At 70.0% G+C, this 16,743-nt stretch carries 16 protein-coding genes; 14 read left to right on the top strand and 2 right to left on the bottom strand.

The window, feature by feature from the left end; translation table 11 throughout:
- The 4 genes from ACWDU1_RS05805 to ACWDU1_RS05820 all read left to right on the top strand — a co-directional run.
- A partial coding sequence (locus ACWDU1_RS05805) for a LuxR C-terminal-related transcriptional regulator (RefSeq protein ID WP_449996130.1) occupies positions 1 to 2,064 on the top strand: 2,064 nt, incomplete at its 5' end.
- A gap of 207 nt (positions 2,065 to 2,271) precedes the next feature.
- Entirely contained in the window at positions 2,272 to 2,814 is a 543-nt protein-coding gene (locus ACWDU1_RS05810) for a hypothetical protein (RefSeq protein WP_449996131.1), read from the top strand.
- 244 nt (positions 2,815 to 3,058) lie between these two features.
- Positions 3,059 to 3,781: a FadR/GntR family transcriptional regulator gene (locus tag ACWDU1_RS05815; protein WP_449996132.1), complete on the top strand. Its 723-nt coding sequence runs from the start codon at positions 3,059 to 3,061 to the stop codon at positions 3,779 to 3,781.
- Positions 3,778 to 4,524: a sterol desaturase family protein gene (locus tag ACWDU1_RS05820; protein WP_449996133.1), complete on the top strand. Its 747-nt coding sequence runs from the start codon at positions 3,778 to 3,780 to the stop codon at positions 4,522 to 4,524. The genes ACWDU1_RS05815 and ACWDU1_RS05820 overlap by 4 nt, the downstream gene beginning before the upstream one ends.
- Positions 4,525 to 4,532: 8 nt before the next feature.
- Here the strand turns inward: ACWDU1_RS05820 and ACWDU1_RS05825 are convergent, their stop codons facing one another.
- On the bottom strand, positions 4,533 to 4,955 hold the full coding sequence (locus ACWDU1_RS05825; RefSeq protein ID WP_449996134.1) for a nitroreductase family deazaflavin-dependent oxidoreductase: 423 nt from the start codon (positions 4,953 to 4,955) through the stop codon (positions 4,533 to 4,535).
- 132 nt (positions 4,956 to 5,087) lie between these two features.
- Here ACWDU1_RS05825 and ACWDU1_RS05830 point away from each other — a divergent pair, with 132 nt between their 5' ends.
- Positions 5,088 to 5,498, top strand: a complete 411-nt coding sequence (locus ACWDU1_RS05830; RefSeq protein WP_449996135.1) for a PPOX class F420-dependent oxidoreductase — start codon at positions 5,088 to 5,090, stop codon at positions 5,496 to 5,498.
- 65 nt (positions 5,499 to 5,563) lie between these two features.
- Here ACWDU1_RS05830 and ACWDU1_RS05835 read toward each other — a convergent pair whose 3' ends face one another.
- Complete coding sequence (locus tag ACWDU1_RS05835; protein ID WP_449996136.1) at positions 5,564 to 6,181, bottom strand: lipocalin family protein; 618 nt, start codon at positions 6,179 to 6,181, stop codon at positions 5,564 to 5,566.
- Between the two features lie 100 nt (positions 6,182 to 6,281).
- On the opposite strand from ACWDU1_RS05835, the gene ACWDU1_RS05840 reads away from it, so the two are divergent.
- From ACWDU1_RS05840 to ACWDU1_RS05880, 9 genes are all read left to right on the top strand, one after another.
- A complete protein-coding gene (locus ACWDU1_RS05840; RefSeq protein ID WP_449996137.1) occupies positions 6,282 to 6,647 on the top strand; it encodes a hypothetical protein in 366 nt (121 codons plus the stop codon).
- Between the two features lie 87 nt (positions 6,648 to 6,734).
- On the top strand, positions 6,735 to 7,577 hold the full coding sequence (locus tag ACWDU1_RS05845; RefSeq protein WP_449996138.1) for a MerR family transcriptional regulator: 843 nt from the start codon (positions 6,735 to 6,737) through the stop codon (positions 7,575 to 7,577).
- 249 nt (positions 7,578 to 7,826) lie between these two features.
- Positions 7,827 to 9,152, top strand: a complete 1,326-nt coding sequence (locus ACWDU1_RS05850; protein WP_449996139.1) for an NAD(P)/FAD-dependent oxidoreductase — start codon at positions 7,827 to 7,829, stop codon at positions 9,150 to 9,152.
- Entirely contained in the window at positions 9,149 to 9,871 is a 723-nt protein-coding gene (locus ACWDU1_RS05855; protein WP_449996140.1) for a DUF1365 domain-containing protein, read from the top strand. The genes ACWDU1_RS05850 and ACWDU1_RS05855 overlap by 4 nt, the downstream gene beginning before the upstream one ends.
- A complete protein-coding gene (locus ACWDU1_RS05860) occupies positions 9,868 to 11,142 on the top strand; it encodes a class I SAM-dependent methyltransferase (RefSeq protein ID WP_449996141.1) in 1,275 nt (424 codons plus the stop codon). The genes ACWDU1_RS05855 and ACWDU1_RS05860 overlap by 4 nt, the downstream gene beginning before the upstream one ends.
- On the top strand, positions 11,132 to 12,139 hold the full coding sequence (locus ACWDU1_RS05865; protein WP_449996142.1) for an SDR family NAD(P)-dependent oxidoreductase: 1,008 nt from the start codon (positions 11,132 to 11,134) through the stop codon (positions 12,137 to 12,139). The genes ACWDU1_RS05860 and ACWDU1_RS05865 overlap by 11 nt, the downstream gene beginning before the upstream one ends.
- Before the next feature lie 130 nt (positions 12,140 to 12,269).
- Complete coding sequence (locus tag ACWDU1_RS05870; protein ID WP_449996160.1) at positions 12,270 to 13,325, top strand: 4Fe-4S binding protein; 1,056 nt, start codon at positions 12,270 to 12,272, stop codon at positions 13,323 to 13,325.
- A 51-nt stretch (positions 13,326 to 13,376) separates the two neighbouring features.
- On the top strand, positions 13,377 to 15,059 hold the full coding sequence (locus ACWDU1_RS05875; protein ID WP_449996143.1) for a protein kinase domain-containing protein: 1,683 nt from the start codon (positions 13,377 to 13,379) through the stop codon (positions 15,057 to 15,059).
- 15 nt (positions 15,060 to 15,074) lie between these two features.
- A complete protein-coding gene (locus ACWDU1_RS05880) occupies positions 15,075 to 16,676 on the top strand; it encodes a protein kinase domain-containing protein (RefSeq protein WP_449996144.1) in 1,602 nt (533 codons plus the stop codon).
- The last annotated feature ends 67 nt before the right edge of the window (positions 16,677 to 16,743 follow it).

The following is a 16,743-nucleotide window of genomic DNA, read 5'->3' on the forward strand; positions in this document are numbered from 1 at the left end:
GGGAATCCCTCGGCACTGCTCGAACTGCCCATCGCCAACAGAGATCTCCCGACCATCGGACCACTGGCACTGACCGACCGCCTTCGACGGGAGTACGAGCGCCCTATCCTCGCCCTGCCAGAGGACACTCGGATCGCATTGCTGGTGGTCGCCGCTGATTGCAGTGAGAGTCTGATCGTCGCCCTGCGTGTTCTCACCGAATTCGGTTCGACCGCCGCGGCGCTGGATCCTGCGGAGCGAACCGGAGTGGTGAGTATCTCGGGTTACTCGATCGCCTTCCGGCATCCGCTCGAACGAGCGGCTGCCTACCGGATGGCTCCGTACAGCATGCGACTGTTCGTACATACGGCTATCGCGGCGAGCATCGACAACCCCGAGCTACGGGCCTGGCATCTGGCCGCCGCCGCGACCGCACCCGACGAAACCGCGGCACTCGCGCTGGAGGCAGTCGCCGGCCACGCGTATCGCAATACCGAATTCCGGCGGGCCGCGCTCGCTTCCGAGCGCGCAGGCCATCTGTCACCCGATCCGGCCGCCCGGCATCGGCGACTTCTGGCGGCCTTGGAGGCCAATATCGAGGCCGGACAGGCGCACCGCGCACTCCGGCTGGTCGACGAGATCGCCGGATTCGACGGTGATCGAGCGGATCTGGCACGGCTGTCGGCAGCACGCGGCCGCATATTCTCGGCACAGGGCGACCCACGCGGCGCCTACACCGCGTTCACCGATGCCGCCGCGCACCTGCACCCTGTCGACCCGGACGCCGCGGCACGTATGCATGTCTACGCCGCGGGAGCGATATGGCCGGATCCGGACCTGTCTCGGATACACACCACCCGAGCTGCCATCGAAGCCCTGGACCTCGGCGCTGCGGGTGACGAGTACTCGGCCGTACTGGACGGCCAGATCGCCTTCCGCGACGGTACGCGAGACCTGACCCGCGCCGTCGCCGCGGTCCGGAGGGCCATCCCTCTCGCGCGGACTCGATTCGCCGGGGATCACTCGATCCGATTCATGCTCGCGCTACAGGCTATGAGCGCAGGTGAGATAGATGACTCCCACACACACTTGATGGAGCTGAACACGATATGCCGCCGACGCGGTATGACGGGACGACTCCCGATCATCGGCATTGCGCTCGGCACCGCCGAAACACTGCTCGGCCACTTCCCGGAAGCGCAAGCCCTGCTCGACGAGAGCCGACGAACAGCCCGCGATATCGACCAGCCCGACCGGGCCCACCGCACCGACGCCGGGCTGGCCGTTCTCGCGGCCATACGAGGCGAGCAGCAATTGTGCCGAACGCTGGCCGACGCGAACCTTCCCGGTGCGACGCCGGTTCTCGATACCACCGGCGCGGTGACCGCCCAGTGGGCGCTGGGCCTGCTCGACCTGGGCTGTGGGCGTCACGATTCGGCGATCGTCCGCTTCGAAGCGGCGATCGAACACAGCGACCGCGCCATCGGCTGCTGGATCCCCCTGACCAGCGATCATATCGAAGCGGCGGCCCGTTGCGACCCGGCCCGGGCCGCCGAACGGATGGCCGTTCTGGAGCGGTGGTGTGCCGCGAACCCGGCGTCCTGGATCGAGGCGCACCTTCTGCGTTGCCGTGGATTGATCGAGCAGGACGGGAGCGCGTTCGCGCGGGCGCTGACCCTGCACGCCGAAGCCCATCGCTGGTTCGACCACGCCCGTACCGGCCTGCTCTACGGCGAATGGCTGCGCCGTGAGCGCTCGGCACTGAAGGCGCGCACTCTGCTGCACTCGGCCATGGGCACTTTCGAGCGTCTCGGCGCCCGGCCGTGGGCCGAACGGGCACGTACCGAACTTCGCGCGGCGGGAGAAGGCAATGCCGACGACGCCATCATCGACGCGGCCGGCAGGTTGACTCCGCAGGAGTTACAGGTCGTGCGCCTCGCCGCCGCCGGAGCGACGAACCGGGAAATCGCCGCCCGGCTGCAGATCAGTCCCAAAACCGTCTCCCATCATCTGTATCGCGCCTTTCCCAAACTCGGGGTAAGCAATCGACGAGCATTGGCGCGGTTGCCTCTCGGAGACGAGTAACGAGCAGCATTCGGTTGACGGACCAGAAGTCTCAAACCTACGATACGTTACGCGATGTAATGATTCAGGAGGTGACATGCGGACCGCAACCGGAGCATTCTCCGATTACCGCCACGAATTATCGGCGCCCGCCGACCGACGCAGAACCTGTACGCCCATATACCTCGGCATTCCGCAGTGAGATCTCCTCGCCTCCGCGGTGAAGAAATGACATCGCTCGCACTGGAGGTCGGCAACACAGGAATCGCGGTGGCCCGCATCGCCGATAACGACGTACCCGGACTCGTACTGCGGATGCCCATACCGCCCCTCGACGGCTGGATCGCGTGCCGGAATCTGCTGCTGGATATCGCCGGAGAGGACGAGATCGCGACGATCGGCATCGCCTGCCGTGACCTCGACAGCAGCCGGCCCGCCGCCGGGCCGGCATCGGCCGAACGGTGGCAGAAGGACAGCGACCTGAAAAGCGCGGTGCAGCGCACCTTTCCGGCCGCGACGATCTTCTCGGCCTCCTATCACCTATGCGTATCGCTGGCCGAATATCACACGGGCGGGCTACCGCCGGAAAAGTTGGCCCTGACGGGCGCCGGAATTCTCGCTCGGCTCGCATCCCTGCGCCGGCTCGCCGACGGTCTCGAGCGAGTCGCCTCCGATTCCCCGGCCGGGATCGCAGATTGTTCACGAACCCCGCCCCGGGCCTGCGTTCACCGGAATATTCGACGGCGTCATCCGGGACCGAGACCACTCTGAAGTAGAGAATGCATGCACCTGCGAAATATGTAGGCGCATCGCACCACGGCATCGCTGTATCAGGATTCGCGCCTGCTCGAGCGCCTCGTCGACGACGAGAATACGGGAGCTCGCCGAGCTCGCCGGCCTCGACAAGAGTTCTGCCGGCCGCGTGGCCGCCCGCACCGATCCACCGGCAAGCCCTGACCAAGCAACTGGTCTTACCACTTGACCTCTGACCAATCACCGTTCTAAGGTCTCGCGTATGGCCTTGAAACGGATCGCACGGCGCTCGGTGCCCGACGAGATCTACGACCAGCTCGTCGACGATGTGCTGACCGGCGAGCTGCCGCCCGGATCGGCCCTGCCCGCCGAACGGCAGCTGGCCGAAGCCCTCGGAGTCTCCCGGCCCACTGTGCGCGAGGCGGTGCAACGCCTCGCGCGGGCCGGCCTGGTGGAGATACGACAGGGCGGCAGCACCACCGTCCGCGATCCACGCCGCTCGGGCGGTCTGGAACTGCTACCGCGGCTGCTGTTGCGCGGCGGTGAGATCGACCGGTCGGTGGTGCGCAGCATTCTGGAGACCCGGGCGTCGCTGGGCCGGGAGGTCGCCGTTCTGGCCGCCCGGCGCGGTGGTCCCGGGCTCGCCCGCGAATTTACCGCCGCGGTGGACGAATTGGCGTCCGCGCGGGATCCGCTGGCCCGCCAGCGCATCGCGCTCGAATTCTGGGACCACCTGGTCGATGCCGCCGAATCGATCGTCTACCGCCTGCTGTTCAACCATCTACGAGGTGTCTACGAACCGGCCATGGCGGCACTGACCGGGGTCATGGATACCGAGGTCGGCCGCCCCGAGCTCTACCGGCGCCTCGCCGACGCGGTCGTCGCGGGCGAGGCGGATACCGCCTCGAGCCGCGCCGAGGGGTTGCTCTCGCTGGCCACCGCGGAATTCGACACCTTCCTCCGTCGTCTGGAGTCCACCTCATGAACCTCCCGCAGACCCTGCGCACCCGGCGCGCCCGCAACGCCGATATCGACGATCTGGCCCGGCGCCGCCTGGCCGCCGACGACGCGAGCAGCGCGCGGCGCGGCCGCCTGACGCTGCGGCAGGCCTTCCGCGGCTTCGTGGCCGCGCCCTCACCGTGGATCATCGCCGGGCTTCTCACCGGCGCGCTCATCGCGCGGCTGGTGGTGGGCGACTGGCAGCTCACCGACGCGCTCGTCCCGGTGCTGCTGGTGGCGACGTTCCCCTTCACGGAATGGGTCATCCACGTCTGTGTGCTGCACTGGCGGCCGCGCACCCTCGGCCGGTGGCGCATCGACTCGCTCCTCGCCCGCAAGCACCGGGAACACCATGCCGACCCGCGCGTCACCCGGTTGGTGTTCATCCCGTGGCAGACCTTCCTGTGGCTGCTGCCCGCACTGCTGGCGATCGCGGCATTCGCCTTCGGCCGGATCGGGCTCGGGTTGACGTTCCTGGTGTCGGTGGGTGTGCTCGGGCTGGTCTACGAATGGACGCACTATCTCGTCCACACCGACTATCAGCCGCGCGGCGCCCTGCTGCGGGCGGTGCGGCGCAATCACCGCCTGCACCATTTCAAGAACGAGCACTACTGGTTCGCCGTCACCACCGCGGGCACCGCGGACCGGGTTCTCGGCACCTATCCCGACCCGGCCCGGGTGCCCAACTCCCCCACCGCGAAAGCCCTGCATCAGGCGAGCGGCGTGTAGGGGGCCGCCTACGCGCGACGCAGGGCCAATACCGGGATCGTGCGGATTCCGCGCGTCTTCTCCTCGTACTCGGCGAATCCTGGATATCGGCCGGCCTGCTCGGCATAGATCCGGTCGCGCTCGGCGCCGGTCACCTCCGCCACCGTCACCGCGAAGGTCTCGGTTCCGCGCTCCACCGTGGCCTGCCCGGCGTCGGTCAGGTTGTAGTACCAATCCGGGTTGGTCGGGGCGCCGGCCTTACTGGCGAATATGTAGACGAGGCCGGGGTCCCGGTCGTCGGCCAGATACATCATGGGCGTCACCGATTCACGGCCGGATCTACGGCCCCGGTGATGGGCCAGCAGCATCGGGGCGCCCTCGAACGGCCCGCCGACCCGGCCCTGGTTCTCACGGAATTCGTTGATGATGCCGGTGTTCCAGTCGTCTGCCATCTCCGCATTATGCCGGGGTCACATCGCCCACCACGGTTACGCGGCGCGGCGGGTCCGGACCACCCGATCGCAGACGGCTCCGGGCGTCGGCGGCCACACCACGACCGCGGATGAGCTGTCACACTACGGTTCATGGCATTCACCGACGACCCCGACGGCGACCGGTTCTTCGCCCTGCGCACGTTTCGCGCCGATGGTTCGCCGGTCGCCACACCGATCTGGCTGGCGCCGGCGGGTGACCGCTGGTACGCCTACACACCGGTGCACTCGCACAAGGTCGCCCGGATCGCCGAGCGGCCGGAGGTGGAGGTCGCCCGGTCCACCTTCGACGGCACCCCCACCGGCATGTGGCGCACCGGTACGGCCCGGATCCTGGTAGGCCGGGAACGACGGATCGCCGAGCGCGCGATGGCCGCCAAATACGGTCTCGAGTTCCGGATCTTCGTCCTCACCACCCTGCTCGGCCGGTTCCGCCCACACGGCGGGCGCGCGGTCGGGCTCGAGATCGAGATACCCGACGGGCTGCCACGGCTACGACGATGAATCCGCGGTCCGCATCCGCGACCGTCCGGCCGCATCACGCCCCGGCCGCGCCGAATCGGGACGGGTCAGCGCAGACACAGCGGTGCGGTTTCGGAGATCCCGCCGGTGGTCGGTGAGGTGAGGTACATGCACGGACTCTGCCCGGCCGTCTCGATTGCGCGGCGCACGGTATCCCAGGTCGGGGCGTCCAGGGCGGCCTGCCGGGACAGGACGAAGCCGGAAAGTCGCGTGGGATCGGTGACCAGGGCCCACGAGTAATCCGGGGCGAGCGCGGTGACGATGTAGTTGGTCGGGCCGTCGAGACCGTCCTGGCCGGGCACTCCCGGGAAGCTGACATGCAGCTGCGCCCGGGTCACCGGATCGTTGACCTTGGCGGTGCCGCGGATCTCGTTGCGCCCGCCGGACCAGGTCGCGCACTGGTTGTACACGCCGATGTTGCCCTGCGGGTCCAGCGTGTATTCGGCGCGGGTGTCGCGGGCACATTCCAGATTGAACGGTTGCGGTACCGCGGCGAGCTGGTTCCAGGTACCGAGGTAGCGGTCGAGCTCCAGGGCGGGCACCGGCGCCGGGCCGGGCGGAAGGGCGGGCTGGGCGTGGGTCACGGCGCCGGCGGCGGACGCGCCGAACGCGAGCAGAGCGCAGGCGAGGCCGAGCGTGCGGCGAACGACTCGATGGGCGGTCACGGTGACTCCTCGGGAATCGGCGGTGGTGATCATCGGTGGTACCCGTCACCCACTATATAGATGCATAATCGATGCGTACAGGAAGACGCAGGAGGTAACGATGGCAGCCATTCATTTCGCCCGGGCCGTGGGTGCGGCGACGGCGTGCTACGGACTCGCGGTCGCGGCGCGTCCGTCGGTCCTGCTGGCGCCGTGCGGCTGGGACGACCGCGATGCCGGCCGCCAGGCCCTGGCCCGCACCACCGGATGCCGCGATATCGCCTCCGGCCTGGGAATACTCGTGGCGCCCAGCACGTCGGCCCTGCGGATCGCCTTCGCCGGCCGGGTGCTCTCGGATCTCTCGGACGCCGCGGTACTCGGCATCGCGCTACGCGGCCGGCCGCAACGCGGCAAGGCCGTGGCCGTGGCGGCGGGCTGGGGGCTGCTCTGCGCCGCCGCCGGGGTGGCCGCGACGAGGGCGGAATGACCGGGCGGCCGCGGTCACGGCGGCCCGCCGGCCGGCCGAGACGTAGCCCGGGCCGGACCGGCGAGCCGGTACAGGCAGAATAAGACGATGCCCGCCGGTCCGTCCCCCGCTCCCGATACGGCCGGATTCACCGTCCGTGCGGTCGCGGAGCGTCTCGGTATCCCGACGGCCACGCTGCGGAGCTGGAACCGGCGCTACGAGATCGGGCCCACCGGACACCGGCCCGGCCGCCACCGCCTCTACAGCTCCGACGATATCGACCGGCTGCGGCGGATGCTGCTTCTCATCGAGGAGGGCGCCACACCGGGCGGTGCCGCCGCGGTGGTCCGCGCGCCCGCGGCCGAGCCGGGCAACCGGGAATCGTTGGTGGCCTCGGCGTTCCGCCTCGACTACCGGGCGGCCAGTGCCCAGCTGAGCGCACATATCGAGACGTTCGGTGTGGTCGACACCTGGGAACGGCTGTGCCGTCCCGTATTCGCCGATATCGTCGCCCGCCAGGACAGCGGCGAAGGCTGCATCGATGTCGAGCATCTGCTGTCGTGGTGCATCACCTCGGCGCTGCATCGCGCCACTCCGCCCGCCGCGCCGCGCACGCGGCCCGTCGTGCTCGCCTGCACATCGGGCGAAACGCACGCCCTGCCACTGGAGGTACTGCGGGCCGCGCTGGCCGAGCGGGAGGTGGGCGCGCAGATGCTCGGCGCGGATGTGCCCACCCACGCGCTGACCGATACGCTCGCCCGCCTGCCCGCGGCGGCCGATCTGGTGCTGTGGTCCCACCACGAATCCACCGCCCTGACCTCCAGTGTCCGCGCCGGCACCGAGGCCGGAGCGCGGGTGTTCGTCGGCGGCCCCGGCTGGGACGCCGTCATTCTCCCGGCCGGGATCCAGCGGCTGACCGATCTCGCCGGGGCTCTCGACCACCTGTCCTGAACAGGCACCCGCCGATTCCGGCCCCTCCGGCACCATCGCCGCGCACCCGAACTCGAACTCGGACTCGGACTCGGACTCGGACTCGGACTCGGACTCGGATATCGACCCATCCGTCCGGCGCACGGCGACGAACCACCCCCGCCCACGACCGCCGGCGGTACCCGGATTTCCACCTCGGCTCGCGATAGAAGCCGAAACGATGCATACTCGATGCATAAGAACTCGCGGGGGCCGATCGGAGGAAACGAGATGACCGAGGTGGACCCGGCGGTCCGCGCCGGACGACGGGTCGCGGTGGTGGGTAGCGGCGTCGCCGGGCTCACCGCCGCCTACGTGCTGTCCGGCACCGCGCATGTCACCCTCTACGAGGCCGACAACCGGCTCGGCGGTCATGCCGACACCCACCGGGTACACGCCCGCGACGGCCGCGAGATCGGGGTCGACACCGGATTCATCGTGCACAACGACCGCACCTACCCCACGCTCACACGATTGTTCGGCGAACTCGGTATCGCCACCCGCGAGACCGATATGAGCATGTCGGTGCGCTGCGACGGCTGTGGGCTGGAATACGCCGGCGCCCGTGGCCTCGGCGGGCTCTTCCCGCGACCGGGCACCCTCACCCGGGCGCGCTATCTGCGCCTGCTCTCGGAGGTGCCCCGCTTCCACCGGCTGGCCCGCGCGGAACTCGCCGCCGCGCCGGACGAAGCGCTCACCCTCGGCGAGTTCGGCCGCCGCGCCGGATTCTCCGGCTATTTCGTGAGCCATTTCCTGACACCGCTGGTCTCCGCGGTCTGGTCCTGTGATCCGGCGACGGCGCTCCGGTATCCGGCCCGCTACCTGTTCACCTTCCTCGAACACCACGGCATGCTCACCGTGTTCGGCTCCCCCACCTGGCGCACGGTGCGGGGCGGGTCCGCCACCTATGTCCGCGCGGTCGCCGAGCGGCTCGACGCGGTGCACACCGGCACCCCGGTCCGTGAGGTCGCCCGCGTCACCGACGGTGTCGCCGTGCGCGATGCGGGCGACGAGGTGCGGATTTTCGATGCCGCTGTCATAGCCACCCATCCCGATCAGGCATTACGTCTGCTCGCCGAGCCGACCGACGCGGAACGCACCGTCCTGTCGGCCATGCCGTACTCGGTCAATCACACTGTTCTGCACACCGACGCCTCGGTACTGCCGCGGGCGACCCGCGCCCGCGCCTCCTGGAACTACCGGATGCCCGGTTGCACCGCGACCCCCGATCGGGTCCTGGTGAGCTACGACCTGACCCGCCTGCATCGGCTGAGCACGGCCGGCGAACCCCGGTTCCTGGTCACCCTGGGCGACGAGGACCGGGTCGCCCCCGGCTCGGTGCTCGACCGGATGGTCTACGAACATCCCCGTTACACCCCGGCCTCGGTGGCCGCCCAGCAGCGACTCGGCGAAATAGGCTGCCGCCGTATCGCGTTCGCCGGCGCGTATCACGGCTGGGGGTTCCACGAGGACGGTGCACTGTCGGGCCTGCGGGCCGCCCGGCAACTGGGTGCGCGGTGGCCGCACCGCCTCCTGCGACCCCTACCGGCGTCATGACCGCCCGGCTGGTTTACACCACCATCGACCACGTCCGCCACACACCCGTGCGGCACCGGTTCCGCTACCGCAGCTACAGCTGGCTCGTCGACCTCGACGACATGCCCCGGCTCCCCCGCTGGCTGCGCCCGCTCGCCGGTCTCCACGCGGCCGATCATCTGGGCGACCCCGGCGGCAGCCTGCGCGGCAACATCGGCGATTTCGCCGCCGCCCACGGTATCGACCTCACCGGCGGCCGGGTGACCATGCTGACGAACGCGCGAGTACTCGGTTACGTATTCAATCCCCTCACCGTCTACTGGTGCCGCGACCGCCGCGATATCCCGGTCTGCGTGGTCGCCGAAGTGCACAACACCTACGGCCGGCGGTACTCCTATCTGCTGCGCACCGATTCCCGCGGCCACGCGACCGCCACCAAGCAGTTCTACGTCTCACCCTTCAACGATGTCTCGGGCGAATACCGGATGCTGCTGCCCGAACCCGGCACCGATCTGCACCTGTCCATCGTGCTGCGGCGCGACCGTCCGGTACTGACGGCGTCGGTTTCCGGCCGCTGCCGCCCCGCGACCACCGGTGCGATCCTGCGCGCCGCCCTCGTCATGCCGCTGGCCCCGCTCGCGGTCGCCGCCCGGATCCGTATCCAGGGTGTGCGGCTGTGGTTGCGCGGCCTGCCCGTCGTTACCCGTCCCCCAGTACCCGTCGAGGAGCCGTCGCGGTGACCACCGAACTGTCCACGCTCGTCCTACCCGCCGAAGATCCCTGGCCGGAGGTCGATCGGCTGCCCACCGGACTCCGCGCTGCCCTCGCCGCCCCGGTGGCCGACCGGCTCTTCCGGCGCGCCGTCCGCCGGTTACCACTGCGGGTCGTCTACCCGGACGGCACGATCATCGGGCAACGCCCCGCCGACCCCTCGACACCGCTACTGGAACTGCACCGCCCGGACGATTTCGCTGTCCGGCTGGGCGCCGGCGGGCTGATCGGATTCGGGGAGTCGTATATGGCCGGCGACTGGTCCGCGCCCGACCCGGCCGCCGCGCTGACCGTGCTCGCCGCCCATATCGAGAACCTCGTCCCCGCCGCCCTGCGCGCGCTGCGGCGCCTCTACGTGGCCCGGCATCCACGCGCCGAACGCAATTCCCGTGCCAACACCCGCGGCAACATCGCCCGGCACTACGACCTCTCCAACGATTTCTTCGCGCTGTTCCTCGACGAGACGATGACCTATTCGAGCGCACTGTTCACCGCGACCGAGCCGGCCCCGCGGTATGCCGATCTGCCCGCCGCCCAGTGGCGCAAGATCGATCGCGTACTCGACGCGGCCGGAGTGTCCGCGGGTTCGCGAGTGCTCGAGATCGGGACCGGTTGGGGCGGGCTCGCGATACGGGCGGCCGAGCGCGGCGCGACGGTGCGGTCGGTGACACTGTCCACCGAGCAGCGCGATCTGGCCCGCGCCCGTATCGCCGCCGCGGGACTGACCGATCGTGTCCAGGTCGATCTTCTCGACTATCGCGAGGTATCGGGCGAATACGACGCCGTGGTGTCCGTGGAAATGATCGAAGCTGTCGGATGCGAATATCTGAATATCTACTTTCGCCGGATCGAACGCCTGCTCGCACCGCACGGCCGGGCCGCGTTGCAGGCGATCACCATGCCGCACCACCGGATGCTCGCCACTCGCGAGACCTACACCTGGATCCAGAAATACATCTTCCCCGGCGGCTTCCTGCCCTCCACCCGGCTGCTCGCCGAAACCGCGCACGAGGCCGGGCTCACCGTGGGCGAGCGTTTCTCGATGCGGGAGCACTACGCCCACACATTGCGCCTGTGGCGCGCCCAATTCACCCGCAACACCGACCGGATCGCGGTGCTCGGTTTCGACCCGGTCTTCCGGCGGATGTGGGACCTGTACCTCGCCTACGCCGAGGCCGGGTTCCGCAGCGGCTACCTGGATGTCGAACAGTTCGTGCTGACCAGAGGAAATGAGGGATGACATCGTGATCCGCGCCGTGGACACCCTGCTCGACCGCACTCTCGTCCCGGGCTACAGCCGGCTCGGCTTCCACCTGCGGGCCCGCTCCTGGACGCCGGACGATCCACCCGAGGACGGGCTGCTCGGCCGGACCGCGATGGTCACCGGCGCCAATTCCGGTATCGGTAAGGCCATCGCGACCCGGCTGGCCGCGCTCGGCGCCTCGACTGTGCTCGCGGTACGCGACCTCGACCGGGGCGAACGGGCGCGCCGCGAGATCCGCACCGCTGTACCCGCGGCCGATATCCGGCTCGTACGCTGCGATATCTCCGAACCGGACAGTATCGACGCCTGCGCGCACACCCTGCGTGCCGAACTCTGCGCGCTGGACATCCTCGTCCACAACGCCGGCGTACTTCCCGCCGAACGCACCGAGAACTCCGCCGGACACGAACTGACGCTGGCGACCCATGTCCTCGGCCCGCTGCGCCTCGTCGACCGCCTCACTCCGCTGCTCACCACCTCCGGCGATGCCCGGACGGTCTTCGTCGCCTCCGGCGGTATGTACACCCAGCCGCTGCCCGCCGACGATCCGGAATACCGCGCGGGTTCCTATCGCGGCGCCACCGCGTACGCGCGCACCAAGCGGATGCAGGTCGCGTTCACTCCGCTGCTCGACCAACTGCTCGCCGACCACGGCGCCAGCGTGCACAGTATGCATCCGGGCTGGGTCGACACACCGGGTATCACCACCGCCCTCCCCCGCTTCAGCTCCGCACTGCGACCGGCGCTGCGCACCCCCGACGAAGGCGCCGATACCGCGGTCTGGCTCGCCGCCACCCGGCAGCTGCCGATGGCGGGGCATTTCTGGCACGACCGGCAGATCCGCGACGAGCACTATCTGAACCACACCCGCTACTCCGAAGAGCAACTGCTCCGGCTGTGGGAGTACTGCCTCACCGCGGCCGGGGTCACCGTCGCGCACAGCCCGGGCGAGGACCGGCTCCCGGACCGATGAATTCCGGCCTCCCGCATCGTCATTGTGTGCGAGGCCCGAATACTTCGTGACACAGGAGGCCGATGTGCCCGAATCGGATACCACCCCGGAACCCCCGCGGCGGTTCGCCGAGCATCCGACGGTGCGGCGGATGTCCGAGCGGCCGCGCGAGCGACCCGAACCTGTCCTCACCTCCGCACGGCTGCGGGAGATATGCCTGGCGGCGGGCGCCGACGATATGGGCATCGTCGGGATCGACGATCCCCGGGTGGCCGAGGAGACCGGCCCCGCTCGGGGGATCCTGCCCACCGCCCGGACATTCGTCTCGTTCTGTGTTCGGATGAACCGCGACAATCTGCGCAGCCCGCAGCGCAGCCTCGCCAATACCGAGTTCAATCACGCCGACGACGAGACCAACGCCGTCGCGCGGGCTGTCACCCGGGCGCTTCAGGACGCGGGGTACCGCGCGGTGTATCCGGCGCCGGGCTATCCGATGGAGGTCGAACAGTTCCCGGGGCGGATCTGGGTGATCGCGCACAAGGTGGTGGCCGAAGCGGCGGGGCTCGGGGTGATGGGGATCCACCGCAATGTCATCCATCCGCGGTTCGGCAACTTCATCCTGCTGGGCACCGTGGTCACCGACGCGGTGGTGGACGAACCGAGCACACCCCTGGATTTCAACCCGTGCCTGGAATGCAAACTGTGTGTGTCGGCATGCCCGGTCGGCGCGATCACCCCGGCGGGCGGATTCGATTTCCAGGCCTGCTACACCCACAACTACCGGGAGTTCATGGGCGGGTTCACCGACTGGGCCGAAACCGTGGCCGACAGCGACGATCGCACGGATTATCGCGCCCGCGTCTCCACCGGTGAATCGTTCTCGCTGTGGCAGAGCCTGTCGTTCAAACCCAACTACAAGGCCGGCTACTGCATGGCGGTGTGCCCGGCGGGTGAAGACGTCATCGGCCCGTTTCTCGACGATCGGCGGGCCCATCTCGACGAGGTGGTGCGCCCGCTGCAGCGGCAGGAGGAGACGGTCTATGTCCTGCCGGGTTCGGCGGCCGAGGAGCACGCCACCCGGCGTTTCCCGCACAAGACGGTGAAACCGGTGACCAACGGATTCCCCGATGAGGTGAACGCCCTGCTCGACCAGATCGGCCCGCGCCCGCGCGGGACCGGGGCGGGCGGTCCCGCGGCCGGGCCGTAGGGCAGGTGGCGCCGCGTTCTCTCCGGTAGCGTGAGCGCAGGAGGTCGACGCGTGACGCTGGCTGCGGGGGCGAATTTCGCCGGATATCGGATCATCCGGCCGATCGGTTCGGGTGGTATGGGATCGGTGTATCTCGCGCAACACCCCCGGCTACCCCGGCACGACGCGGTGAAGGTACTCGACGAAACCCTGGCCGCGGACGCCGAATTCCGGGCCCGATTCGAACGCGAGGCCGAACTCGCCGCGCGGCTGGAACATCCGAATATCGTCTCGATCTACGACCGCGGCGAGGAGAACGGCCGGCTCTGGATCTCGATGCGGTTCGTGGACGGGGTGGACGCGAGCGCACTGGTGGCCCGCGGTCCGGCCGCGCTACCGCCGTCACGGGCGGTCGAGATCGTGAACCAGGCCGCCCGGGGTCTCGACACCGCGCACCGCCGCGGCCTGCTGCACCGGGACGTGAAACCGGCGAACATCCTGGTCTCGGCGGGTGACGACGGGGCCGATATCGTGCGGATCACCGATTTCGGGATCGCCCGGTCCCTCGATGCCGCCACCGATCTCACCGCCACCGGCTCGGTGCTCGCGACATTCGCCTACGCGGCCCCCGAACAACTGTCCGGCCGGCCCGTGGACCACCGCGCCGATATCTACTCCCTCGGCTGCACGCTCTACGAACTGCTCACCGGCAGCAGGCCCTTCGGGCATCGCAGCGGGGCGGCGGTGATCTACGCGCATCTGTCCGAAGCACCACCGCGGCCCTCGCGAGCGCGGCGCGAACTCCCCCCGGCGATGGACGAGGTGGTCGCCCGCGCGATGGCCAAGGAACCGGCCGCGCGTTTCGGCAGCTGCGCCGAACTGGCCACCGCGGCGCGCGCCGCGCTCGGGGCCGGGCCGGTTCCGGTAACCGGGCCGAGCCGGGTGTCCGTGGGCGTGTCCGGCGGTCCCCCGCTACCGGGTGATTCCGCCGCCGGACCGGTACCGCGTGGTCCACTGGGACCGGCGGACACCTCCGGCGCGGCAGGCGTCTCGGCGACCATTGCTCCGGGCACCCCACAGAACGGACCGGCGCACCCCGGGCATCCGAGGAGACCGGAAGACGGGACCGGCGGGCGCTCGAGCCGGCCCACCGGTCGTTCGCCCGTCGGGCTCCGCTTCGCCGCGGGGATCGCCCTGGCCGCGGTGGTGGCGGGCGGCGGCTGGATAGTGCTGGGCGGTACGGCGGATACCGTCGCGGGCCGTCCCACCACCCCCGCGACCACACCGGCCTCGACGACTTCGGGGCCACCCACGACCACGACCACCACACCGGCGGACAGCGCGTGGGGCCCGGCCGCCTATATCGTCGCCGCGTTTCCCGGGCTGCTGCCGCCCGATCCCGAAGCGACCGGTTACGCCGGTATGCGGTGTGCCCTCAACGACGATCTCGGCGCCTGGCTGCACTGTCCCACCGACGATCCCGCCGGTTTCCATGTGAACGTACGCTGCGATCCGGACCGCGGGCCGCTGGCGCCGTCGCTCGAGTCCACCGGCCTGGTCGAGTTCCGGGAACAGCGGTGGACCCGGCCGTCGGGCACCGGCACCGTCCGCTGGGGTACCGACGCATATGCCGGGTTCGGGCTGCTCGAGGTGACTTTCGACGATCCCGGCCGCAGTTTCTGCGAGGTCGCCGCGTCCGGCGGGTCGGGTGGGCGCGACGTTTTCGACCGCTGGTGGGCCGATGCGCCGCTGTGATCCGGGGAGAACACGATGACAGCGGACCGGATGCTGCGGCCGGGCAGCGAATTCGCCGGATATCGGATCGAGCGGCACCTCGGCGCGGGCGGGATGGGCACCGTATACCTGGCCCGCCATCCCCGGCTACCACGTTCGGTCGCGCTGAAAGTGCTCGATACCACCGGAGTGGACCCGGTGCTGCGAACACGTTTCGAGCGGGAGGCCGATCTCGCGGTCCGTATCGATCATCCGAATGTGGTGGAGATCTACGATCGCGGAGACGAGGCCGGACGATTGTGGATCGCCATGCGCTACGTACCGGGAACCGATGCCGCCCGGCTGATCCGGCAGGGGCGGGCGGCGCTGCCACCGCGGCGGGTGCAGGCGATCGTCGCGCAGGCGGCGGAGGGCCTGGACGCCGCGCACCGCCGAGGGTTGCTGCACCGCGATATCAAACCGGCGAACCTGCTGGTGAGTACCGACGACGAAGGTCGCGATCAGGTGCTCGTCACCGATTTCGGGATCGCGCGGGCGATCCGCGACGACGCCCGGCTCACCGATACCGGCGCGGTGGTCGCGACCCTCGCCTATGTCTCGCCGGAGCAGATCCGCGGCGAACCGGCCGATCACCGCGCCGATATCTACGCCCTCGGCTGCACGCTGTACCAGATGCTCACGGGGCGACCACCGTTCGAGCGCGCGAATCCGGCGGCGGTACTGACCGCGCATCTCGAGGACCCGCCGCCGCGGCCCTCCGAGATCGGGGCGTCGATACCGGCCGCCATGGACGCGGTCATCGCCCGCGCGCTGGCCAAGGCCCCGGCGGACCGGTACGGCACCTGCCGCGACCTCGCCGCCGCGGCCGGCCGCGCGCTGACCACCACTCCCGCCGTCACGCCCGCCCGGCGGCCGGTGGTTCCGGGGGTCGCCGTGTCCGCGCCCAGCCCGGACCCGCGGCCGCAGGCCCCGGCGGCGCCGCCGTCGCCGGGCGCCCACTGGTACCGGGCCCGGTCCCGACGGATCTCCACCGCGGCGTTGCTCGGTGCGACGGCCGGCCTGGCGGTCGTGGCGGTTCTCGTCGTGGCGCCGGTCCTCCGGTCCACCGCCGGCTCCGAACCCGGCCCGGCTTCCACCACCACCCCGGCCGCCTCCGCTTCGAGCTCTGCGCCCACCACCTCGGCGCCGGTCACCCCCGCGGCGAATCCCGCATGGGGCCGCAACGGCGAACTGGTGGCGTTGTTCCCCGGCCTGCTCCCGCCTGCTCCCGGAGAGACCGGCTACCAGGGCGTCCGGTGCACCGATATCGATGTCCTCAACAACGGCGGCGCACCGGCGGTGGAATGCGTACAGGACAACGGCCTCAGCTACTACGTGTGGTCGTTCCGGCGCGGCGACCCCCGCCGGGACGCCACCTTCACCACCGCCGTCGACAACGACACCACCCGCGAAGAAGCCTGGACCCGGGCTTCGGGGTCCGGGCGGATGCGCTGGAGCGACTACGCGGGCGCGAATACCGGCCTGCTCACCGTGTCCTTCGACGATCCGGCCCGCGCCTGGGTGGTCGTCGATGTGTCGTGGCCGCATCACACCGGCGCCGATATCGTCGACCGATGGTGGTCCGGCGCACCGGTCTGATACGCCGGCCCGCGTGGGCGGGTCGTTTCGCGCCACCCGCACCGCCGCGGGCCGCCCGGCCCGGCAT

It is taken from the genome of Nocardia sp. NPDC003345 (assembly GCF_053589395.1).